The organism is Rothia sp. 88186D007BW (assembly GCF_053544215.1).
The window spans coordinates 73180-96014 of record NZ_JBPPTR010000007.1 but is presented as its reverse complement, the minus strand read 5'-3'; the positions used below and the strand labels follow the sequence as shown (position 1 = coordinate 96014).

Annotated in this window: 15 protein-coding genes and 1 pseudogene; 9 read left to right on the top strand and 7 right to left on the bottom strand. The window is 58.6% G+C overall.

Annotated features, from left to right (window positions below):
* The first annotated feature begins 126 nt into the window (after positions 1-126).
* On the top strand, positions 127-621 hold the full coding sequence (ybaK, locus tag ACEE09_RS05470) for a Cys-tRNA(Pro) deacylase (protein WP_449082801.1): 495 nt from the start codon (positions 127-129) through the stop codon (positions 619-621).
* Here ybaK and ACEE09_RS05465 read toward each other — a convergent pair.
* Positions 559-1887 (bottom strand): alpha/beta hydrolase family protein, encoded by a 1329-nt coding sequence (locus tag ACEE09_RS05465; protein ID WP_449082799.1) that lies wholly within the window; start codon positions 1885-1887, stop codon positions 559-561. The two genes, ybaK and ACEE09_RS05465, sit on opposite strands and share 63 nt — an antisense overlap.
* An 83-nt stretch (positions 1888-1970) precedes the next feature.
* On the opposite strand from ACEE09_RS05465, the gene msrB reads away from it, so the two are divergent.
* From msrB to ACEE09_RS05450, 3 genes are all read left to right on the top strand, one after another.
* The gene (gene msrB / locus ACEE09_RS05460) at positions 1971-2393 is read left to right on the top strand and encodes a peptide-methionine (R)-S-oxide reductase MsrB (protein WP_449082797.1); all 423 of its coding nucleotides are present in this window, start codon (positions 1971-1973) and stop codon (positions 2391-2393) included.
* Between the two features lie 114 nt (positions 2394-2507).
* Positions 2508-3779 carry an HRDC domain-containing protein gene (locus ACEE09_RS05455; RefSeq protein WP_449082795.1) on the top strand — a complete coding sequence of 424 codons (1272 nt, stop codon included), beginning with the start codon at positions 2508-2510 and terminating at the stop codon, positions 3777-3779.
* A 9-nt stretch (positions 3780-3788) separates the two neighbouring features.
* A complete protein-coding gene (locus tag ACEE09_RS05450; RefSeq protein WP_449082793.1) occupies positions 3789-4286 on the top strand; it encodes a Rieske (2Fe-2S) protein in 498 nt (165 codons plus the stop codon).
* 89 nt (positions 4287-4375) lie between these two features.
* On the opposite strand, the gene dxs is transcribed toward ACEE09_RS05450, so the two are convergent.
* Complete coding sequence (dxs, locus tag ACEE09_RS05445) at positions 4376-6352, bottom strand: 1-deoxy-D-xylulose-5-phosphate synthase (protein ID WP_449082791.1); 1977 nt, start codon at positions 6350-6352, stop codon at positions 4376-4378.
* Positions 6353-6601: 249 nt separating this feature from the next.
* Complete coding sequence (locus tag ACEE09_RS05440) at positions 6602-6760, bottom strand: transposase (RefSeq protein ID WP_449082852.1); 159 nt, start codon at positions 6758-6760, stop codon at positions 6602-6604.
* 18 nt (positions 6761-6778) lie between these two features.
* On the opposite strand from ACEE09_RS05440, the pseudogene ACEE09_RS05435 reads away from it, so the two are divergent.
* The 3 genes and pseudogenes from ACEE09_RS05435 to ACEE09_RS05425 all read left to right on the top strand — a co-directional run.
* Positions 6779-6925: pseudogene (locus ACEE09_RS05435) on the top strand (zinc ribbon domain-containing protein); the annotation flags it as partial.
* Between the two features lie 232 nt (positions 6926-7157).
* Positions 7158-8690 (top strand): alanine/glycine:cation symporter family protein, encoded by a 1533-nt coding sequence (locus ACEE09_RS05430; protein WP_449082789.1) that lies wholly within the window; start codon positions 7158-7160, stop codon positions 8688-8690.
* An 81-nt stretch (positions 8691-8771) separates the two neighbouring features.
* Positions 8772-9395, top strand: coding sequence for a mismatch-specific DNA-glycosylase (locus tag ACEE09_RS05425; protein ID WP_449082787.1), 624 nt, complete (start codon positions 8772-8774; stop codon positions 9393-9395).
* Positions 9396-9588: 193 nt separating this feature from the next.
* Here the strand turns inward: ACEE09_RS05425 and acnA are convergent, their stop codons facing one another.
* Positions 9589-12273: an aconitate hydratase AcnA gene (acnA, locus tag ACEE09_RS05420; RefSeq protein ID WP_449082785.1), complete on the bottom strand. Its 2685-nt coding sequence runs from the start codon at positions 12271-12273 to the stop codon at positions 9589-9591.
* A gap of 299 nt (positions 12274-12572) precedes the next feature.
* On the opposite strand from acnA, the gene ACEE09_RS05415 reads away from it, so the two are divergent.
* Together ACEE09_RS05415 and ACEE09_RS05410 are read left to right on the top strand one after the other, a co-directional pair.
* Positions 12573-13337 (top strand): hypothetical protein, encoded by a 765-nt coding sequence (locus ACEE09_RS05415; RefSeq protein ID WP_449082783.1) that lies wholly within the window; start codon positions 12573-12575, stop codon positions 13335-13337.
* Positions 13338-13418: 81 nt separating this feature from the next.
* Positions 13419-16082: a DNA gyrase/topoisomerase IV subunit A gene (locus ACEE09_RS05410; RefSeq protein ID WP_449082781.1), complete on the top strand. Its 2664-nt coding sequence runs from the start codon at positions 13419-13421 to the stop codon at positions 16080-16082.
* A 77-nt stretch (positions 16083-16159) separates the two neighbouring features.
* Here the strand turns inward: ACEE09_RS05410 and cydC are convergent, their stop codons facing one another.
* From cydC to ACEE09_RS05395, 3 genes are all read right to left on the bottom strand, one after another.
* Positions 16160-19864, bottom strand: coding sequence for a thiol reductant ABC exporter subunit CydC (gene cydC, locus ACEE09_RS05405; RefSeq protein ID WP_449082779.1), 3705 nt, complete (start codon positions 19862-19864; stop codon positions 16160-16162).
* Between the two features lie 185 nt (positions 19865-20049).
* Positions 20050-21129: a cytochrome d ubiquinol oxidase subunit II gene (cydB, locus tag ACEE09_RS05400; RefSeq protein WP_449082777.1), complete on the bottom strand. Its 1080-nt coding sequence runs from the start codon at positions 21127-21129 to the stop codon at positions 20050-20052.
* 17 nt (positions 21130-21146) lie between these two features.
* The gene (locus ACEE09_RS05395; RefSeq protein WP_449082775.1) at positions 21147-22718 is read right to left on the bottom strand and encodes a cytochrome ubiquinol oxidase subunit I; all 1572 of its coding nucleotides are present in this window, start codon (positions 22716-22718) and stop codon (positions 21147-21149) included.
* Between the last annotated feature and the right edge of the window lie 117 nt (positions 22719-22835).

Sequence of the window (22835 nt, the reverse complement as noted above, 5' to 3'; positions counted from 1 at the left end):
ACTGACTTTAAGCCGGTTGGCTTGTTCACAGATTGCTTTATCAGGCGGTGGGCGGACGCCGGTGGGCGGCTTCTCGTTTTAAGCTGGTAGGTGCAGACCGGTCATTGAGTGAAAGGATGAGAGCTGATGGCTAAGGCAAAGAAGAAGGGGGCAGCTACTGCTGCCCTGGCGCTGTTGCAGCAGTCGGGCACCGCTTTTGAGGTGCGCGAGTATGAGCATGTTGATGGTGAGACGAACTTTGGGTTGGAGGCTGCACAGAAGCTGGGCCGCTCACCTGAGCAGGTTTTTAAGACTCTCATGATTACTCATGAGAAGGATTTTGCGATTTGTGTGGTGCCGGTCGGTGGCAAGCTGAATGTGAAGGCTGCGGCGGCGGCTTTGGGTTGGAAGTCAGCGAAGATGGCTGCCCCAGATGTTGCAGAGAAACGCACCGGCTATGTGGTTGGTGGGATTTCGCCCTTGGGGCAGAAGACGGCTCACCCTACTTTGGTGGATGAGACGGCCCAGTTATTTGACACGATTTTGGTCTCTGGTGGTCGCCGTGGGCTAGATGTTGAGCTAGCTGCCGACGATTTGGTCGCCCTGACGCAGGGGGCTTACGCCGATATTGCGGCTGCTTAGCCAGTTGGTGACGGTCTCGAACCAGCGTTGGGGGTCTACGTTCCATTCGCGGGTGTGAGGGGCCTTGTCAAAGGGCACGAAGTCCACCAGGGCTGAGAGCTCTGCTAGGGCCTGGGAGGGCTGGTGGGGTACGTAGGTGTCATCGACCGAGTGCATGATTAGGGTGGGCACGGTGATGTCGTCTGCCCGGTGGGGCCAGGAAATCTGTTGCAGGCTGATGGGTTCTTTCAGCCCGGTGAGGGTGCTGAGGGCAGGGTGGGTAATCATCTGCACCCCCAGCTGGCCGATGCGCAGAGGAATCTTGTTCAGGTGGGTGTGGTACTGGATGAGCTCAAGCCAGTCCAGGGCAGGGCCATCGAGTACCAGGGCTTCAATAGCCCAGCGGTTGCGGGCTAAATCGGCGGTCTGCATGCAGATGGACCCGCCCATGGACCACCCAAAGAGCACCACGCTGCGAGCGCCGTGGGTGAGGGCGTAGTCGATGGCTATTTCGACGTCTCGCCATTCGGTGAAGCCTAGCCCGTAGCGGCCGTCTTCGCTGGCGGGTGCTTCGCGGTCGTTGCGGTAGCTCATGTGTAGGCTGGTGAGACCTAGTGCCTGGGTGGCGTGGAGTGCGCGGAGGGTTTCGGCGCGGGTTGCGCCCATGCCGTGGACCATGATGGCCCAGGTTTCACTCGGTTGTGTGCCCTGGTTTTCTTCGCTTTTTTCTTCGCTTGATTCTTCGTTTAGTCTGGCGGCGGGGTGGATCACCCAGGCAGGGGCTGGGCCTACCGGTAGGGAAAGCTCAATGTCCTCTGCCTGGTAGCCGGCCATGGCCGGGCCTGTGGCGACTACTCCGGTCAGGCGTCCGCGCTTAATGTCGGTGATGTCGCCCCGGTAGATTTTTTCGATGCTTCGCACCACGGTTTTGTCCCCTGGTAGGTAGGAGGTTAGTTCCCCTAAAAGGGCGAAGCCTGCCCCTCCTGAGAAGTAGAAGCCGTAGTGCCCTGGGGCTAGGGTGTAGTCGGTGGCGTCGATGCGGATGCTGGTGGGCTGCTGGTCTTGGTCTATATCGGCGCTCTTATAGCCCAGGGAGTGGACGCGGACGTCCTCAACTGGGGCTTTGGGGGGAACCACAACTTTTCGGGCGAAGTGGGTGGCGACCCCTGCTGCGCCTAGGGCCGCTGTGCAGGCCAGGGTCGCCCCGGCGGCGCCGGCGGCACCAGCGACGGTGGCCAAGGTGAGGGTGCGGGCAGAGGTCTTACGTGCTGCGTGCTCAATAGCCATAGTGCCCAGTGTACGGGAATAAGTGCCTCTTGTGCCTGCTTATACTGGTGAACAGATACCGCTGTGATGAAAGCGAGCAAACCATGAGTGATTCTCTGCCTGGTCTTGGTGCTGTCACTAAGAATTGGAAGGAGGTACTGAACCCAGATGAGTACGCTGTGCTGCGTCAAGGTGGTACGGAGCGGGCTTTTACCGGCCAGTATTGGGATACGAAAACTGAGGGTGTGTATGCGTGTAGGGCCTGCGGTGCTGAGCTTTTTCGTTCTACGGAGAAGTTTGAGAGCCACTGTGGTTGGCCTTCTTTCTTTGAGCCGCTAGCTGCTGACCGGGTGCGCTATGTTGTGGACCGGTCTATGGGGATGGTGCGCCGTGAGGTGCGCTGCGCTGCCTGTGATTCGCACCTGGGGCATGTGTTTGAGGGTGAGGGGTACGATACCCCCACTGACCTGCGCTACTGCATTAATTCCATTAGCCTCAGGCTCCACGAAAAGCCTGTGGAATCGTAAGGTAAAACTTGCGCACTCTCCTAGCTCCTGAGGGGTTAGGTGCCTGTGTAGCCCCATGTGGCTGGGTAAAGCTGGCATAATGGGGAGGTAGTTTTTCCACCGGAAGGGAGTTTTATGGTGGCGCAACCTGAAGGGGGAACAGGTGCTCATTTTGTTTTACCCGAAGGGGTAACTATTCCTGAGCTGGTCTATCTGGACGAGCCTGAGGGCGGGACCCCCAGCGTCATTAATACTGAGCGTGGCCTGCGGCGTGTTGCCGATATTTTGGCGGCCGAGAGCGGCCCGGTTGCGGTTGATACTGAGCGAGCTTCTGGTATTCGCTATGGTCAGCGCGCTTTTTTGGTGCAGCTCAAGCGCGGGAATTCTGGGGTGATTCTGATTGACCCCGAAAGCTTTGATGATCTTACCCCCATTAATGAGGCCCTGGCTGGGGCTGAGTGGGTGCTTCATGCTGCCACCCAGGATTTACCCTGTTTAGCTGAGATTGGTATGTACCCTGATGCGCTCTTTGATACTGAGCTGGGCGGACGCCTGGCGGGGTTTGAGCGCGTGGGGCTGGGCTATATGGTGGAGAACCTGCTGGGCTATAAGTTGGCTAAGGAGCATTCTGCGGTGGACTGGTCCCACCGCCCTTTGCCTACTGCCTGGCTAAATTATGCGGCTTTAGATGTTGATGTTCTGCTTGATTTGCGCGATGCGGTGGAAGAAGAGCTGCGCGCCCAGGGCAAGCTGTCCTATGCTCTTGAAGAGTTCCGGTATGTCTGTGAGCACCCGGAGCGGGAAGAGAAACCCGACCCCTGGCGTAAAACTAAGGGTATTCGTGATGTGAGGACCCGCCGCCAGCTCACTGCCCTGCGCAACCTCTGGTATGAGCGTGAGCACCTGGCACAGAAGAAGGATCTTGCCCCTAAACGGCTGCTACCTGATGCCTCTTTGATTACTGCGGCCCGGCTGATGCCGCGTACTGTTCCTGCTATTTTGCAGATCCCTGGTTTTCAGACGCGGGCTTTGAAACGGGAGGCCCCTCGGTGGTTGAAGGCCCTGGCTGAGGCTAAGAAGGAGGCTGATCCGGTACCTTTTACCACCCCTGCCTCTGGCCCTCCGCCGCTCAAGGCTTGGGAGGTTAAGCGCCCTGAGTCTGCCCTTTTGATTGCTGAGGCTAAGCCTGCGGTGCTTGCTGTGGGTGAGCGCTTGAATATACCGCAGGAAAATGTTTTAGCCCCCGATGTCTTACGCCGGTTGTGTTGGGATCCGCCTGCTGGGTCGTCTCTGGAGGAAATAAAGGGAGCCCTGCTTGACCTGGGGGCGCGCCAGTGGCAGATTGAACTCATGGCCTCTGACCTGGCTGATATTTTTGCTCGGGTCAGAAATGTATCGAAGAAATAAGGTTGGATTATGTGCACTAACTGTGGTTGTCAGAAGGAAAAGAAGGACGCCCCCACACCGGCGGAACAGGCTGGGGCCGGTGAGCGCGGGCTAACTCGCCGCCAGGCTGTTGCTGGCACGGCGGGGCTAGGTGCCGGTGCTGCGCTGCTGACTGCCTGCGGTGGTTCGGGTGAGTCTGAGAGTTTGACCGCTAGCGATGGCCGCCCGCCCAAGCCCACCGATATGGCTGCTGTTGAGGATGTCCCGGTCGGGGGCGTTATTCAGGCGAATAATGACGGGGTGACCGTGATGATTACCCAGCCGACTGCGGGCACCTTCCACGCCTTCTCATCGGTATGCACCCACCAGGGCTGCCAGCTCAACGCCCAGCAGGAAAAAACTATGGTCTGCCCCTGCCACACGTCCTTATTCTCTTTAGAGGACGGTTCGGTGCAAGGCGGCCCGGCTGAAACTGCCCTGCCTGAGTTCACAGTTGATATCAAGGACGGCCGGATCTGGGTTTCCTAGGATAAAAAGTTACGGGATTGGCAGCCTCACGCTCGCTGTGAGCCTGCCAATCCCGTTCTAGACATACCTTACGGTGCCTTCATTGTCACCTAGCTGATGTGCTTAGGTTTTTCCCCTTCGGTGCGGGCAAAAGGAACCATGTTCCCAGCAAGCTGAGCCAGAATATCGGCACTGATTTTTTCAGGGGTCAGCCCAACCTCTTCGAGGATTTCTTCTCGTTCGGCGTGCTTAATGAACTCAGCTGGCAGGCCAAGTTCGTTGAGGGCGGTGTCAATGCCCGCTGCTCGCATTTCTTGGCGGATGCGCGAACCTACCCCACCTGCCCGCACCCCGTCCTCTAGGGAAACAACGATGCGGTGTTCACCGGCAAGGGTGAGGACGCTGGCAGGGACGGGCATAACCCAGCGGGGGTCAATGACGGTGACGCTGACTCCCTGCTCGGTAAGCAGGGCTGCGGTATCAAGAGCTAGGCGGGCGAAGGCACCCACGCCGATCAGGAGCACATCACGTTGGCCGCTCTCTGCATTGGGTTCGCCCTGGCGGGCTAGGACGTCCGTACCGTCAGTTAGACGTTCCAGGGCAGGGATGTCGGTGCCCACTGAACCCTTGGGGTAGCGCACCACGGTGGGGGCCTGGCACATTGACACAGCTTCACGCAGTTCTTCGCGTAGGGTTGCAGCATCGCGGGGGGCAGCTAGGTGCAGGCCAGGGATAAACTGGAGCATGGCCAGATCCCACATGCCATGGTGGGAGGCCCCATCGGGGCCGGTGATACCGGAGCGATCCAGCACGATAGTAACCCCAGCCTTGTGCAGGGCAACGTCCATGAGTAGCTGGTCAAAGCCGCGGTTAAGGAAGGTGGCGTAAAGAGCAATGACAGGGTGCTGGCCCCCGTAGGCTAGACCGGCGCTCATAGCCACCGCATGCTGCTCGGCAATGCCTACGTCAATGACGCGCTCAGGGTGGGCTGCGGCCATAAGGTTAAGCCCAACAGGGATGAGCATGGCGCCGGTAATGCCAACAATATCCTCACGTTCATCAGCGATATCTTTAATTTCTTGGGCAAAGACACTGGTCCAGGAGGTTCCGGAGGACTGAGCCAGGGCCTGGCCGGTGCCAGGGTCAATCACACCCACCGCGTGGAACATGTCGTCCTTATTGCTGACTGCGGGGGCGTAGCCGTGCCCCTTTTCAGTAATGGCGTGCACGATAACGGGGCCACCAAATTTTTTGGCTGATTCGAGGGCTGTTTCTACAGCCTCTATATCGTGCCCGTCAATGGGGCCCACATACTTCATGCCAAGATCTTCAAAGATGCCGCCGGGGACCATGACGTCCTTAATTCCGGCTTTCATACCGTGCAGGCCGCGGTAAATCATCTGCCCCACTGAGCCACCCTTTTGTAGCTTGGTACGGGCAGCCGCCAGGGTGCGCTCATAGCGCGAATCTAGGCGCACCTTATCCAGGCGGTTCTGCAATTCGTGTTGCAGGGCAGCTAGCTGGTTGGCGAAGCCACCGACGGTAGGGGCATAAGAGCGGCCGTTATCGTTGACCACAATAATGACCTTACGGTTCTTATCTGCCGCGATGTTGTTAATAGCCTCCCAGGCCATGCCGCCGGTGAGGGCACCGTCGCCAATGAGGGCCACCGTGTAGCGGTCTTTTTGGCCGGTGAGCTGGTAGGCGCGAGAAATACCGTCTACCCAAGAAAGAGAGGAGGACGCGTGAGAGGACTCCACAATATCGTGTTCAGATTCTGCGCGTTCAGGGTAGCCAGCGATACCGCCCTTTTGGCGGAGAGTCCCAAAATGGTGGCGGCCAGTGACCAGCTTGTGCACATAGGACTGGTGGCCAGTATCAAAAACAATGGAATCGTGAGGGGAGTTAAAAACCCGGTGGATACCCATGGTCAGCTCCACAACACCCAGGTTAGGGCCTAGGTGCCCGCCGGTGCGAGAGACATTATTAACGAGGAACTCACGAATCTCTTGGGCAAGCTCGGTGAGCTGCTCAGAATCTAGAGCGTTCAGATCACTTGGCTCACCGATAGTTTCTAGTAGTCCCACGATTACTCCCCCCGTTCACCGGCTAGTTGCGCCCCAACGTCCTTGTAGCTGTGGGCCACGCTCACCGGTTAAAAGTCTCTTGTGTTGCAATTAAATAACTTTACCCCTTTCAGTGCAGGTTTAGCGATTCACACTATGAACAGGGGCGTGGCGCTTGTGTTTCAGTTTGGTTTTCTCACGCGTGGCGTTTTTCAAGATTGTTTGAGGATGGATTCCCCGCCCCCCGTGGGCAGGGAAGAAACCCGACCTTTACCCCCGCTTCTTCTGATCCTGAATATATCGACGCACGGTCTGTTCGCTCACATGCCCCACCGACCCGTAGTAAGTAGACGGCGACCAGAGACCTGACCCCCAGAATTTTCTCCCCTTGAGTTGGGGGAAGGCTGTGAAAATATGGACAGCTGAGATGCTTTTGAGTCTTATACCTCCCGGCGATGCTCAACCTGCGGACATACCGCAAAGAACAACCGTTCCAAAGGTATGTTCATCTGCCGCTTATGCGGGTTTGTCGCTAACGCTGATATGAACGCTGCGATTAATATCAGGGACAAATATCTTCTCTCTACCCTGTAGGTAGAGCAGGGTGTTCGTCAATCACCTGTATGGATAGGTGTGCTGCTCGTAGAGTGGTGCCTATGTCCAAGCTGCGCCTCTTGTGGGCGTAGCAATTGACATATATTTATGAGCCGCTATTATCAGTGTCCAGCAGCTCACGCGTGCACCGACACAAGAAAGACGGTCACAGCGAGCTGAATCATTACCATGCTAGTTCCCTCAACTAGCCCCGCATGAATGGATTTCTTCTATGACCGCAGCAATTGAATGGGTGAACAGTATTATCTGGTCACCTGTGCTGGTATATCTCTGTCTGGCTGCTGGCGTGTATTTCACCATCCGCACCCGCCTGCTCCAGATCCGTCAAATTCCCACCATGATTCGGGCAACCTTCAAGGGCGAGCCCTCCCCCGATGGCGTATCGTCTTTCCAGGCCCTGACCATGTCATTGGCCGGGCGAGTCGGTACAGGTAACATCGCCGGTGTTGCTACAGCAATCGCTTTCGGTGGCCCCGGCGCTGTCTTTTGGATGTGGACCGTAGCCTTCCTGGGCTCATCTACCTCATTCATCGAATGTGCCCTCGGCCAGATTTATAAGGAACGCGATAAGGTCACCGGCGAATACCGTGGTGGCCCCGCCTACTACTTCGAAAAAGCCTACCGTCACACCAAATACGCCGGCCTTTTTAAGGTCTACGCCTCCATCTTTGCCTTCGCTACCGTCCTAGCCTGTGGTTTCTTCCTCCCCGGTGTGCAAGCTAACGGTATTGCAGCTTCCATACAGGGTGCTGTACCGGAGGTCCACCCCTGGATGACTGCCACCGGTATCACCATTCTGCTGGCCTTCATCGTCATCGGCGGAGTCAAGCGCATCGCCACCTTCGCCTCTGTAGTAGTACCCTTCATGGCCATCATCTACATTGTGCTCTCCATGATCGTAGCCTTCATGAACATTCACATGCTCGGTGAGGTTATCAACCTGATTTTCTCCTCCGCTTTTGGTCTTCACGCAACCTTCGGCGCTATCATCGGCTCCGCTGTTGAATGGGGCGTCAAGCGCGGTATCTACTCCAACGAAGCAGGTCAGGGCACCGGCCCCCACTCAGCAGCAGCAGCCGAAGTTCGCCACCCCGGCGCCCAGGGCTTCGTCCAGGCCATGGCCGTCTACATCGACACCCTCTTCGTTTGCTCCGCTACCGCCTTCTTGATCCTTTCAACCGGCATGTACCGCGTCTATGAAGGAGGGGCCTCAGATACCCCCATCTTGGCTGAAGGCTCCGGCAACCTGGCCGAGGGCGTCACCGTTGGCCCGGCTTTCGCCCAGTCAGCATTTGACACCTTCATCCCCGGTGCAGGCCCCATCTTTATCGCAGTATCGCTGGGCTTCTTCGCCTTCACCACAATCGTGGCCTACTACTACATGGCAGAAACCAACCTGCGCTACCTCACCCGCAAACTGCACAACAAGACCCTGGCAGATGTTCTGCTGCGTCTGCTGCAGCTCATGGTTCTTAGCGCAACTGTCATTGGCTGCGTCAATACTGCCGGTGCCGCCTGGACCCTGGGCGACATTGGTGTAGGTCTGATGGCCTGGCTGAATATTGTAGGTATTTTGGTGGTCCAGAAGCCTGCTCTGAAGGTCCTCAAGGACTACGAACAGCAGCAGAAGCAGGGCCTTGACCCCTTGTTCGACCCCCGCCCTCTGGGCATTAAGAACGCTGACTTCTGGGAGACCTACTATGACGTAAAGACCGGCGCTATCCCGATCCAAAACACCAAGTAAGCACCCGGTAAGGTTTTAGCTTGACAGGCGCCCTGCACAACCCTCGGTTGTGTGGGGCGCTAGTGCGTGTAGGGTGGGGGCATGAGCACTCTTCATCCCTCTCCTCTAGGCGGCCAACGCCCCACCAGGGAGCAACTTCACGACTTCGTCAATGGCACCCTAGACGATAGGCTCCCCACCCCAGGCACCCCCTTGCGGCTTCTCATCGTAGGCATCAATCCGGGCTTGTGGACCTCCGCTGTGAATGCCCCTTTCGCTTTTCCCGGCAACCGCTTCTGGCCCTCTCTCGATAGGGCCAAGATCGTGAGCCCCAGGGTGGACGCCTCACGCGGCTTAAGCGATGAAGTAGAGGAGCAGCTAGCTCACCTGGGTATCGGTATCACCAACCTGGTAGACCGGGCCACAGCCCGGGCTGACCAGCTCACCGCCCAGGAATTGCAGCAGGCCCTGCCCCGCCTGATTGAACTCACCCACCTCTACATGCCTCAGGCTGTTGCCATTGCGGGCATCACCGCCTACCGCACAGCCTTTGGTGACAAGAAAGCTCAACTGGGGCAGCAAGACACAACCCACCTTGAAGGGTGGAACCCGGCGAGCCAGCTCTGGGTGGTCCCTCAGCCCAGCGGTTTGAACGCCCACGAAAACATTGATTCTCTAGCCGATAAATGGCGGCAAGTCTGGGACTCCACCCAGCCACTCACCTAGCACTCCCCCCCTATCTTTCACCCCCGACCGTCCTTTGTCTTAGAAAGGGACCAGATTACTCCCAAAATCCTTCATGCCTTGCCATACTTCAAGTAGTCACCTGGTCCTAACTCATAGACACCACACAAAAAAGTCTGTGGCCCCCACTGAAAAGTGGGGGCCACAGACTGTCAACCTGCTAGCGCTCTAGAACTTAGGAGCCGCGCACCAGGTTACGCAGAACGTACTGCAAAATACCGCCGTTACGGTAGTAGTCAGCTTCACCGGGGGTATCGATACGAACAACAGCATCGAACTCGGTGACCTTGCCGTCCTCTGCAGTGGCAGTGACCTTAAGGGTCTTAGGGGTAGTGCCCTCATTCAGTTCGGTCAGACCAGTAATATCGAAAGTTTCGGTACCGGTCAGGCCCAGTGACTCGTGAGACTCACCAGCGGGGAACTGTAGGGGCACAACGCCCATACCAATCAGGTTTGAACGGTGGATACGCTCAAAGGACTCAGCAATAACTGCCTTCACACCCAGCAAGGTGGTGCCCTTAGCAGCCCAGTCACGAGATGAGCCGGTGCCGTATTCCTTACCGCCCAGAACAACCAGCGGGATACCGGCGTCCTGGTAGTTCATAGCAGCATCGTAGACGGTGGACTGTTCGCCGCCCTGGGTGAAGTCGCGGGTGTAGCCGCCTTCAACACCATCAAGAAGCTGGTTCTTGATGCGAATGTTAGCGAAAGTACCACGAATCATGACCTCATGGTTACCACGGCGAGAACCATAGGAGTTGAAGTCCTTACGCTCAACACCGTTCTCCAGCAGGTACTGACCAGCAGGGGTATCTGCTGTGAAGGAACCAGCCGGTGAAATGTGGTCGGTGGTGACCGAGTCGCCCAGCTTAAGCAGCACGCGAGCGCCCTTAATATCCTCAACGGGGGCGATATCCATGGTCATCCCCTCAAAGTATGGGGGCTTACGCACGTAGGTGGACTTTTCATCCCACTCGAAGGTGGAGCCGGTGGGGGTGTCTAGGGACTGCCAGCGCTCGTCACCGTCAAAGATGGTGCTGTATTCCTTGGTGTACATCTCGGTATCGACTGATTCGTCGATGATTTTCTGTACTTCTTCGGGGTCGGGCCAGATGTCCTTGAGGTAGACGTCCTTACCGTCAGCGTCGATGCCGAGGGCGTCCTTCTCAAAGTCGAAGTCCATGGTTCCGGCCAGGGCGTAGGCAATGACCAGCGGCGGTGAGGCCAGGTAGTTCATCTTCACATCTGGTGAAATACGGCCTTCGAAGTTACGGTTACCGGAGAGTACGGCGGTGACGGAGAGGTCTTCGCCCTGGATAGCCTCTGAGATTTCAGGTTCCAGGGGGCCGGAGTTACCGATACAGGTGGTGCAACCGTAGCCGACTACGTAGAAGCCGAGCTTCTCAAGGTCAGGTAGCAGCCCTGCCTTTTCGTAGTAGTCGGTGACGACCTTGGAGCCGGGGGCAATAGAGGTCTTGACCCAGGGCTTAGCGGTCAGGCCCTTGGCGGCGGCGTTGCGGGCCAGCACACCTGCAGCCATCATGACAGAAGGGTTGGAGGTGTTGGTGCAAGAAGTAATCGAGGCGATGGAGACCGCGCCGTTCTTGAGCTCAAACTCGCGGCCATCGGCCATGGAGACCTCAACAGACTTGTCGGTTTCCCCGTCCTTGGCGTAGTTCTTGATGTCTGATGCGTACTGGTTCTTGGCCTCTGAGAGCAGGATGCGGTCCTGGGGGCGCTTGGGCCCTGCGATGGAGGGGACCACGGTGGAGAGGTCCAGTTCCAGGTACTCGGAGTATTCGACGTCAGCGGCAGGGTCGTGCCAGAGGCCCTGTTCCTTGGTGTAGGCCTCAACCAGAGCGACTTGCTCTTCGCTGCGGCCGGTTAGGCGCAGGTATTCGAGGGTTTTCTCGTCGATGGGGAACATGGCGGCGGTCGAACCGAATTCGGGGCTCATGTTACCGATGGTTGCACGGTTGGCTAGGGGCACCTGGCCTACGCCTTCACCGTAAAATTCAACGAATTTGCCCACAACGCCGTGTTCGCGCAGCATCTCGGTGATGGTAAGGACGACGTCGGTTGCGGTGGCGCCGGAGGGGATGGAGCCGGTGAGTTTGAAGCCGACGACGCGGGGAATCAGCATGGAGACGGGCTGGCCGAGCATTGCTGCTTCAGCTTCGATACCGCCAACACCCCAGCCGAGGACGCCCAGGCCGTTGACCATGGTGGTGTGGGAGTCGGTGCCTACGACGGTGTCGGGGTAGGCGCGCAGTACGCCCTCTACTTCGCGGGCCATGATGGTGCGGGCCAGGTATTCGATGTTGACCTGGTGCACGATACCCATGCCAGGGGGGACGACCTTGAAGTCGTCGAAGGCGGTCTGGCCCCAGCGCAGGAACTTGTAGCGTTCACCGTTGCGCTGGTATTCGATGTCCATGTTGCGGGTGATAGCGTCGGCGGTGCCGAAGGTATCGATTTGCACGGAGTGGTCAATGACCAGTTCGGCAGGGGCCAGGGGGTTAATCTTTGAGGGGTTGCCGCCTAGTTCTTTGACGGCTTCGCGCATGGTGGCAAGGTCAACGATGCAAGGGACGCCGGTGAAGTCCTGCATGATGACGCGGGCGGGGGTGAACTGGATTTCGGTATCGGGTTCCGCAGAAGGATCCCAGTTGGCTAGGGCCTTAATGTGGCCTTCGGTGATGTTGGCACCGTCTTCGGTGCGCAGAAGGTTTTCAAGGAGAACCTTCAGGGAGTAGGGCAGCTTCTGTGAGCCTTCTACTGCCTTTAGACGGAAAATTTCATAGTCGGTTCCGTTGACGGAAAGTACGTCTTTTGAACCGAAGCTATCCACAGTGCTCATGTGTGGGACTCCTCTCGACACTGTCTTGCGATTGGCTCGTGCACCGGCTGGTACCGCCGCGTTTATAGTGCGGGTGGGTGGTGCTTATTGCTGATCCGGTGGGTACGAGGCCATTGCTTTTCAGTGTACCGGGTATCACGTTGTTCACATATTTTGAGGACGGGTCGTAAGCAAATGTTTCGTTTACTTCTTTATAGGCGCGGACGCCCGCCCCACCTGAGGCGCGATTTTTCGGCTTCGGCAAGGAAAATATGCCGTTAATATATTGCACCCGACACCAGAGAAATAGGATAGAGATTATGACAGTACGCCCCCAATCCCACCAGCCAGCCCAGCCCCACCGGGTAGCCGCCTCCCTGAACGTAATTTTTCGGTGGCTTACCATTGGCGTTGCCGTACTCTTTGCTCTATCGCTCTCAGTAGCCTGGGTTCTACCCGAATCGGTATTCAACAGCTTTGCTTCCCCGCTGACCTGGACTGTTGTCCTTTCTTTCTGCATGGGCCTGGTTTCTCTGCTGGGTGTTGGTATCACAGAGATATTCCGCAGTCAGAGCGCCCCTACGAGCAGCCCTCAGATGCTAGAGGCAAAGCCGACCCCGGGCGTCCGCCTGTCTCTTACCTTTTGCGTGCTCGGGCTGGTACTAGCTATCTACTACGGCCTACATGTTTTCTGGTGGGACCCAATGGCAAGGGCTCCGGGCTACACCCTCAGCGAGATTTACAGCCTGCTGAAGGAGTCTCAAGAGTTTAACCTCGCTGTCGTGATGGTGTGGGGCCTTATGGCTGCGTTGCTTTTAGCAGCTCTGCCGAACGTGCACGAGTGGTTGCGGGGCATGGCCTCTTACAGCACAAAGCGAGCTATCGGCTTCTGCTCTCTTGCTGTAGCTGCCGCTTGCTTCCTGCTCTCCCTGGGTTGGGGCTGGCATATGGGCATGGGCCTGGCTGATACCTTTATGACCAGCGGTGCTGACCACTCCCCTACAGCTGTTCCATTCGGTGTGGCCGTCCTAGGTCTCGGGGTGCTGGGCGTCTACGGGCTCTTTGTGCCTGCTCGCACCTGCTAAAGCCACTAGCTAACCTGCCAGCAGGCCCCTTTCACGGTAGAATAAACGAACCTATGTTCGAATTCCAAGGAAGAGGTCTCGATGGCTCGCCGCACCACCGCGCACGATGACTACCCCACCGACGTCGTGGAAAATATCGTCGATATCGACGTGACCAGCGAGATGGAAACCAGCTTCCTGGAATACTCCTACTCGGTCATCTACTCCCGTGCTCTGCCCGACGCCCGCGATGGCCTCAAGCCCGTGCAGCGCCGCATCCTCTACATGATGCAGCAGATGGGCTTGCGCCCAGAGAAGGGCCACGTCAAGAGTGCCCGCGTGATCGGCGAAGTCATGGGTAAGCTGCACCCCCACGGTGACGGCGCCATCTACGATGCTATGGTGCGACTGGCCCAACCCTTCTCTATGCGCCTACCAGTGGTCGATGGGCACGGCAACTTCGGCTCCCTGGACGATGGCCCGGCGGCCTCCCGCTACACCGAGGTTCGCATGGCCCCGGCAGCCCTGGCTATGACCGCCAACCTGGATGAAGATGTCGTGGACTTCGTACCCAACTACGACAACCAGTTCATGCAACCGGCCGTCCTGCCTGCTGCCTACCCCAACCTGCTGGTCAATGGCTCAGCCGGTATTGCCGTGGGTATGGCCACCAACATGGCCCCACACAACCTGCGCGAGGTCATTGCGGCAGCCCGCCACCTGCTCGATCACCCCGATGCCACCCTCAAAGACATCATGAAGCTGGTGCCCGGCCCAGACCTTCCCTCCGGCGGCACCATTGTGGGCACCACCGGCATTAAAGACGCCTACGAAAAGGGCCGCGGCATCTTCAAGACCCGCGCCAAGGTCTCCATCGAACAGGTCACCGCCCGCAAACAAGGCATTGTGGTGACCGAGCTGCCCTACCTGGTTGGCCCTGAGAAGGTCATTGAAAAAATCAAGGACGGCGTCAACTCCAAAAAACTACAGGGCATCTCTGACGTTGTAGACCTAACCGACCGCAAAAACGGTCTACGCATGGTCATTGAAATCAAGAACGGCTTCAACCCCAAGGCCGTGCTGGCTGCCCTCTACAAGCACACCCCGCTGGAAGATTCTTTCGGCATTAATAACGTGGCCCTGGTTGAGGGCCAGCCCCAGACTCTGGGCCTGCTCGATCTGCTGCACGTCTACGTCAATCACCGCCTGGATGTCGTGCGCCGCCGCACCAACTACCGCCTGGGCAAGCGCCGCGACCGCCTGCACCTGGTTGAAGGCCTGCTGGTGGCCATTGTCGATATTGACGAGGTTATCCAGATTATTCGCTCATCAGATGAAACCGCCCAGGCCCGTGAGCGCCTCATGCAAATCTACGATTTGAGTGAGGTGCAAGCCAACCACATTCTGGAGCTGCGCCTGCGCCAGCTCACCAAGTATTCCCGCATCGAACTTGAGGCTGAGCGTGATGACCTGTTAGCTGAAATTGCGTCCCTTGAAGAGATTCTTGGCTCTGACGCTAAGCTCCGCGCCCTGGTCTCAGAGGAACTGCAGCAGGTTGCCGACCAGTACGGCACCGACCGCCGCACCAAGATTGTGACCAAGGACGAGCTAGCCGACGCGGTTGCCGCCCTCTCAGCCTCCGCCTCCAAGGCCAAGAAGGAGGCCGGCCTCTCCCTGGAAATTGCGGACGATCCCTGCTGGGTTCTGCTCTCCACATCAGGGCAGCTGGGGCGCACTAAGGGGGTTAAAGGCCAGCGCCAGCCCCTGCTTGACCCAGGTAAACGTATCAAACACGATGCTTACCTCTCCCTGGTGCCTACCAGTGCCCGCGGTGAAATTGGTGCCGTTACCTCAACGGGCCGCCTGATTCGTGTACCTGTCATTGATCTGCCGGTTCTTGAAGAAACAGCAGGTGCACCCCAGCTCGCCAGCGGGGTTAAGGCTACGGACGTCATCACCCTAGCCCGTGGGGAAAAGCTGGTAGGTTTGGCTCCGCTCAACTCCATTCTGGCCCTGGCCACAGAACGCGGCGTGGTCAAACGAGTCAACCCCGATTACCCGCTCAATGCCACCGAGTTTGAGATTATGAAGCTCAAACCCAAGGATTCTGTGATCGGCCTGGCGGTCTGCGACTCCAACGATGCGCTCCTTACCTTCATCACAGAGCAAGCCAAGCTGCTTACCTTTGATGCGGCTAAGGTGCGCCCCCAGGGTCGTACCGGTGGCGGCATGGCGGGCATGAAGGTAGCCGAGGACGATAAGGTTATTGCTTTTGGTGTCACCGCACCGGGTACGGACGCCCAGGTCGTTACCATCACTGACGGCGGCGAGGAAGGAGCTACCGCCAAGGTCACTGAACTTACCGAGTTCCCCCAGAAGGGGCGAGCAACCGGTGGTATGCGCGCCCACCGCTTCCTCAAGGGCGAATCTTCCCTAGCCCTGGCCTGGGTGGGTGTTGGCCCGGCTAAGGCAGTTTCGGCCGCAGGTGTTGCCCGTACCCTGCCCACTGAGTTCGGCCCCCGTGATGGATCCGGGGTGCTACTAGCCCAGGGCATCGACGCTATTGGCCCCAACTACCAGGAGCTGACGTCCCCGGCTCCGGCATCAGTTACAGCAAAAGAACCCACCAACCAGCCTGAGACTCAGGCAGAGGGTAAGGCTCAGGCAGAGGGTAAGGCTCAGGCAGAGGGTAAGGCTCAGGCAGAGGGTAAGGCTCAGGCAGAGGGTGAGATATCGGCCGAGGTGGAGGAGAACGCTCTCTTCTAGCCGGTAAGACCCACATAAAAGCCCACCTAGTTCTTTCCCTGCACGGGATTGTACTAGGTGGGCTTTTCTCTGTGTACCTATCGAAGCTTGACCACGGTATCGCAGGCGGTGATGTCTTCGGTCCGGTGTGAGACCAGGACGACCGCAGGTAGCTTGGTCTTACCCGAAACCTTCTGGCCGGGGGTGCCCTTGGTGCCTCGGGCAACCTCGTTAATGAGGGCCACGGCGGCTGGGGCGTCCAGGTGAGCGGTCGGCTCGTCCATCAGTAGCAGGGGCGAATCAACCAGTAGGGTGCGGGCAATGGCGATACGCTGACGCTGACCACCGGAGACATAAGAACCACCAGCTCCCACTAGGGTCTGCAACCCGGCAGGTAAGGAGCGCACAAAATCGCCGAGGCCTACCCGGTTGAGCACCTCGTACATTTCCTCATCGGTGGGGCGCTCATCGGCTGAACGGGCAATCGCCAGGTTATTGGCGATAGTGGATTCAAAGATATAGGCCGATTGGGGGCACCAGGCCGCGTAGCCGCGCAAAGACTGGGCGTCAAAGGTGCGGCCGTTGACCCGAATCTGGCCCTGCTCAACGGGGAGGAAGCCCAAGAGGGTAGCAAGAGCAGTGGTCTTACCGGAGCCTGAGGGGCCGGTGATACCCAGCCATTGCCCTGAAGAGACAGACGCTGAAAGCCCGGTAAAGACAGGCTGATCCATATCGGGCCAGCGGGTAGCTAAAGACTCAAGGTCGAGAGTGATGGAGCTGTGAGCAGCCCGGTTCTTAGCCCCAATACCGGGGTCCCCCAGGATGTCTCTGATTTCGCCAGCACCGGCGTCCGCGCTCTCATCTGCCGCAGCGGTATCGACAGTGTCGAAGTGAGACCGGGTGCGGGCTACTAGGGTGGCAAAGGCCGGCCAGCCGCGTACAGCTTCTAGGTGGGAGGCAGTGGTCTCAAAGAGGCCGGTCATCATCAAAATGACGATAGCGGCAGTCGGGGCAGTCACGTTACCGGCTTCAACGGCAGGCCAGATACTGGCAATCACAGCCAAGGCGGCACCCCACCAGGTCACAACCATTAGACCCTGGCCCACACCGATAGCGCGGGAACTTCTCAGATAGGAGGACTGGGCGTAGCCGTCCTGACGTGACACAGCCAGAGCAACGGTCTGGTCTAGGCCGTTATTGTGCAGGTCGGTAGCAGCATCTAGGGCTGAGACGCCTAAGCGCAGCATGGCTGAGGTTTCGCCGCGGGCGACGGCATCAGCACGCTGATCTGCCCGCAAGACTATTGCCGGGAGAATACAGGTGGAAACCACCACCGCAATTGCCACCGGTAGCAGGGCCTGCGGGGTAGCCCAGGCAGTCACACCCAGCACCAGCAGCATGACAATCAGGTGGGAGGCAACGGGTAGAACCACGCGCGGGATAGCGTCGCGTAACTCATCAATATCGCCAACCAGTCGGTCAAGGATCTTGTCGCCACGGAGCAAAGAGCGCACTGAGAGTACACTGCGGCCAGCGGCGTCCCAGGCACGCACGCGCAGGGTGTTAGCTGCCTCTAGCACCAGGTTATGGGTGCGCAGGCGCTCGGCATAGCGGGAGGTGGCCCGGCCTAGACCAAAGAAGCGCACGCCGGTCACAGCCACCAGCAGGTACATCATGGCTGGCTGCTCAGCAGCGCGCACAATCAGCCAGCCAGAGAGGGCGGTGAGGCTGACAGCAAAGACCACGGTGAGTACCGATAGCAGAATCGGCAGGGCCATATCGCGTTTGGTGATGCCGGTGAGCTCCCCCAGGTGTCGCAGGGTTTTAAGGACGCCCGCAGAACCGACCTCTCTTGGCTCAGGTGAGGTGGGGGGCTTGGTAGCTACCGCAGGGGCTGAATCTTCGAGTTCGCCGGTGGCTACAGCATCGGCCAGGGTTGCTAGGGCGTAGCCGCCCAGGCCGGCTGCGTTCTGGGGCGAGAGGTCCCAGGTGAAGCCGTGGGCCTTGGGGGTGGCCTGGAGCAGGTTGTTGGTGGCAGTAGCAAGGGCGGTGTCGTGAGTGACGATAATGAGGGTTGCCCCGGTCTCCTGCAGGGCGGCTAGGGCGACGTTTACCTTGGCTGCTGAGACTGGGTCAAGGTGGGCTGTGGGTTCGTCGATGAGCACAGTGACGCGCTCTTCTTGTGCCTGTAAGGTGGCAACTCGTGCCAGGGCGCGGGCGATAGCTAGGCGGCGCATCTGCCCGGCAGAAAGTGCCTCAGGGGGGAGGTTAGCGAGGTCAGCTAACCCTACCGAGCGGAGGAAGGAAGTGAAGTAGTTCCGGTCTTCCTCGGTGAAAGAGACTGCATCATCGAGCAGGGTTGAGGCATAGTTGATGCCTTCTAGAGCGCCTTCGCCGCGGGTGACGGTGGCGTAGAGGGCAACCTCAGCCAGGGCGGTGGGGGCAATGAAGGTGGGTGATTGGCTAATCCAGACGGTGGCGCCGGTGCCTGATACGAGGCCAGAGACGTGTACTGGTTCGGTAGTGCCGGTGGGTACCAGGTCGTTGCGCAGGGCCCCGCCGAGGACGGAGAGCAGGGTGGTTTTGCCGCAGCCTGAGGGGCCGGTGATAGCGGTGGTGGTGCCGTGTCGTAGGGTGAAACTGACACCGGTGAGGGTGCGCTCGCGCCCAGGGTAGGCCACGGAGAGCTGACGGACCGAGAGGCGGTCACCGCCGGGGGCGACAGTGGCGTGTGGGATGGGCTGGTTGATGATGGTCTCGGCACGGCGCAGGGCTGCAACGCCGTCCTCAGACTGGTGGTAGGCGGTTCCCACATCACGCAGGGGCTGGTAGCACTCAGGGGCCAGGAGTAGGGCGAAGAGAGCAAGGTCTAACCCCAGGTTTCCTTCAACCAGGCGCAGGCCAATGAGCACAGCAACCAGGGCCACCGAGATAGTGGTGATGAGTTCCAAGGCCAGGGAGGAAAGGAAGGCTGACCGTAGGGTGTACATGGTGGCTTTGCGGTAGCGCTCCCCTAGATCCCCTAGTGCTTTTGACTGGGCGCGTGAACGGCCCAGGCCCACCAGTACAGGTAGGCCCTTGACCAGTTCGACGATGTGATCGGAGAGGCGCAGCAAATCGCGCTGGGCGCGGGCGGTATCTTCTGCGGTGGTACGGCCAATGAGCACCATGAAGAGGGGAATCAGCGGCAGGGTGCAGAGAATGACCAGGGCTGATACCCAGTCGTAGAAGGCAATGAAAACGAGAAGCAGGGTGGGCACTACAGCTGTTGAGACAAATGCTGTGAGGGTTTTGGTGTAGTAGTCATCTAGGGCGTTAAGACCACGGGAAAGAAGCACGGCGGTGGCACCGGTGCCGTCGGGGGTGTCAATACCACCGGTGGCAAGGACGCGGCGAATCAGTTTGCGGCGGATGGTAGTTTTAGCCCCCGCTGCTGCCTGTTGGGCGTAGAAGCTCAAAGACCAGTCAGCTGCCGCACGAACCACAAGTGCAAGGGCGCCGGTGATTGCCAGCGAAAGTAATCCCGGTTGCATGAAGGGGGTGGCGAAAAAGATGCCGGTCAGTTGGGCTTGGCCGTTTCCGGCGAAGACGGCAAGCTGCTCGGCGTGGGCAGACTCGTAGGTTTTGCCCTCGTAGAACACCGCGTAGGTCATGCGGGCTAGCAGGGTGATGGCAGTGCCCAGCACTGCGGCAAAGACAATGAGAGCCAGTGTTTTGAGGGCGGTAAGCACCGCGAAAACGGTGAGGTTTCTCTTGGCGTGGGGGCCCAGCGGGGGCCGCTTGCTCGTTCTGGGAGCAGTCATTCTCAATAGTGTCCTTGGTGCCGCGAACAGTTTGTTCACTATTCTAGTGGTAACTTTCCAACCGGGTAGACCCAGGTTCATGAGCTGGGCCGTGGGTATGAGCACATCTGCCCACCCTGAGTAGGCGAAAGGACGCCGGGAACTACTCCCGGCGTCCTTATCTTTGATGTGCCTTGGGCTCTGGCCTATGCCTTGTGGGCGCTTGTGCGAGTGGCACGGGTAGCCAGCTCGGTGGCGTCATGGGCATCAGGGATGCTTTCAACGCGCAGGCGCTTGCGGAAGACCCAGTAGGTCCAGCCCTGGTAAACCAACAGAATCGGGATGCCGAAGAGAGCAACCCAGCTCATCACGCTCAGGGTGTACTCGGAGCTTGACGCGTTGGCGATGGTGAGGTTGTATGCCTCATCTAGGGTGGAGGGCATGACGTTGGGGTACAGGGCCAAGAAGATAGCTAGTACGCCTAGACCGATGAAGGCTGCAAAGCCGGTGAAGGCCTTGCCCTCCTGCTTGCGGCTGGCAAAGAACCAGCCGATTAGCAGAGCGAGGACGGCAAGTGCTGTGAGGGTGTAGGAGATACCGTTACCGGTGGTCACCTGCATGTAGAGAACCCAAACCACAACGGGCAGTACCAGTACCGGTGAGAGCTTGGTGAGGGCCGCACCTGCACGGTGGCGTACCTCGCCGTCAGTCTTTAGGGCGATGAAGGCCAGGCCCATGACCAGGGAAACACCGACCATGGCTAGGCCACCCATCACTACGGCGGGGGTCAGCCAGGCGAAGGCACCGCCTACGCGGTCACCGTTAGCGTTGACGGGCAGACCGGTTGAGGTCAGTGCCAGCAGGGCACCGACCAGGAAGGCGATGAAGAAAGAACCGACCGAGATGGCTACGGTCCAGCCTGCAATCCACTGCTCGGAGTCCTTCTTGCCGCGATATTCGATAGCTACTGCACGGAAAATCAGGGCTAGCAGGGCAAGGGTTAGCGGAATGTAGAGGGCTGAGAAGAGGGAGGCGTACCAGAGGGGGAAAGCTGCGAAGGTAGCAGCGCCAGCGGTAACAACCCACACTTCGTTTCCGTCCCAGACAGGGCCGATGGTGTTCAGTAGGAGGCGGCGTTCTTTCTCATTCTTGGCAAAGATGCGGCTCATGAGCATACCTACGCCCAGGTCGAAGCCGTCCAGAATGATGTACCCCACCCAGAAGAAGCCGATGACTGCGAACCAGAGAGTCGGCAGAAGAGGCTGGTCAGCAAAAAGCTCAAACATGTGTGTAAGCCCCTTTCTTAGTAGGCGAACGCGAGTACGTCGCGGTCGTTCTTCTCGTCAGTTGTGTGTGGGTCTTCAACCAGCTCGGGCATAGATGCCACCACACCGGCCTTGACGTACTTGGCGAGCAGGTAGACTTCCACGACCATGAGGATGCCGTAAATCAGGCCCAGAGAAATGAGCGAGAAGAGAATCTCGTAGCCAGATACACCGGGTGAGACGGCTGCTGCGGTGAACATCATCAGGGCGGGGTTGCCGTCGGGGTTGGGGGCAACGACGAAGGGCTGGCGGCCCATTTCGGTGAAGATCCAGCCGGTGGCGTTGGCACCGAAGGGTGCCAGGATGCCCACGATAGCTAGGTTAGTGATCCATTTGGCTTCAGGTACGGTACCTTCACCCTTCTTGCGGGTTACCCACAAGACGTAGAGGAAGGAGAGGGCGCTGATGCCGCCGAGGGTGATCATGCCGCGGAAGCCGTAGTAGGTGACCTCCATCAGGGGCAGGAAATCAACCTCAGTGCCGGCGCGTTCACCGTAGATTTCGGGGTTATCGGGGATGGTGCCGCCGTAGGCTTCCTTGTACTGAGGGAGCAAGGTGGTGATGCCGGGGACGTCGGTGGTGAAGTTGTCGTAGGCCAGGAAGGAGAGCAGGCCGGGAATTTCGATAACAGCCTGGACCTGGTCGCAGTCCTGCGCACCGGGAGATGAGAGGGAGAAGAGGGAGAAGCCAGTACCGTCGTGGCAGGCGGCTTCGGCTGCTGCCATTTTCATGGGCTGCTGCTGAATCATGAGCTGAGCCTGCTGGTGGCCGGTGATACCGGTGCCAACAAAGGCCAGCAGACCGACGATAGCGCCGATGCGTAGGGACTTGAACCAGACGGTGAAGTCGGCGCGGTCGCGGGCGCCTTCGCTGATTTCACCGACGATAACCTTGCCGTTGTCACCGATGGTGTCGATGCCATCGCGGCGACGCTTCCAGAGCTTGTACCAGGCGATACCGACAAGGAAGCCACCGGCAACCTGAAGGGAGCCGAAGATGGCGTGCGGGTAGGCAACCATGGCGGTGTTGTTGGTTAGCACTGCTAAGACGTCGGTCATAACGGGGCGGCCATCAATCATTTCAACACCTACGGGGTGCTGCATCCAGGAGTTGGCCACGATGATGAAGTAGGCAGAGAGCCAGGAGGCGGCTACTGCGATGACCAGGCAGGCTGCGTGTACCTTGGGTGAGAGTTTGTCCCAGCCGAAGATGAAGAGGCCTAAGAAGGTGGACTCTACGAAGAAGGCTAGTAGGCCTTCCATGGCTAGGGGCGCGCCGAAAACGTCGCCCACGAAGCGGGAGTATTCGCTCCAGGCCATGCCAAACTGGAATTCTTGGACGAGGCCGGTTGCAACGCCCATGATGAAGTTGATGAGGTAGAGCTTGCCCCAGAACTTGGTCATGCGCTTGTATTCGTGCTTCTTGGTTCGCACGTAGGCGATGTAGAAGCCAGCTACAACGGCACCCAGGCCTAGGGTCAGCGGAACCATCATGAAGTGGTAGACGGTGGTGATACCGAATTGCCACCGCGCTATTTCGAGGGGATCCATTGATTTCCTTGAGTGTTAAAGTGGTGCACCGTTAGCAGGCTGGCAACTATGCCATAAACACAAGGCAACGGTGCGGGTGTGTTGTGCTCTAGGATAGCTGGCTTCTGTGAGTGTGTC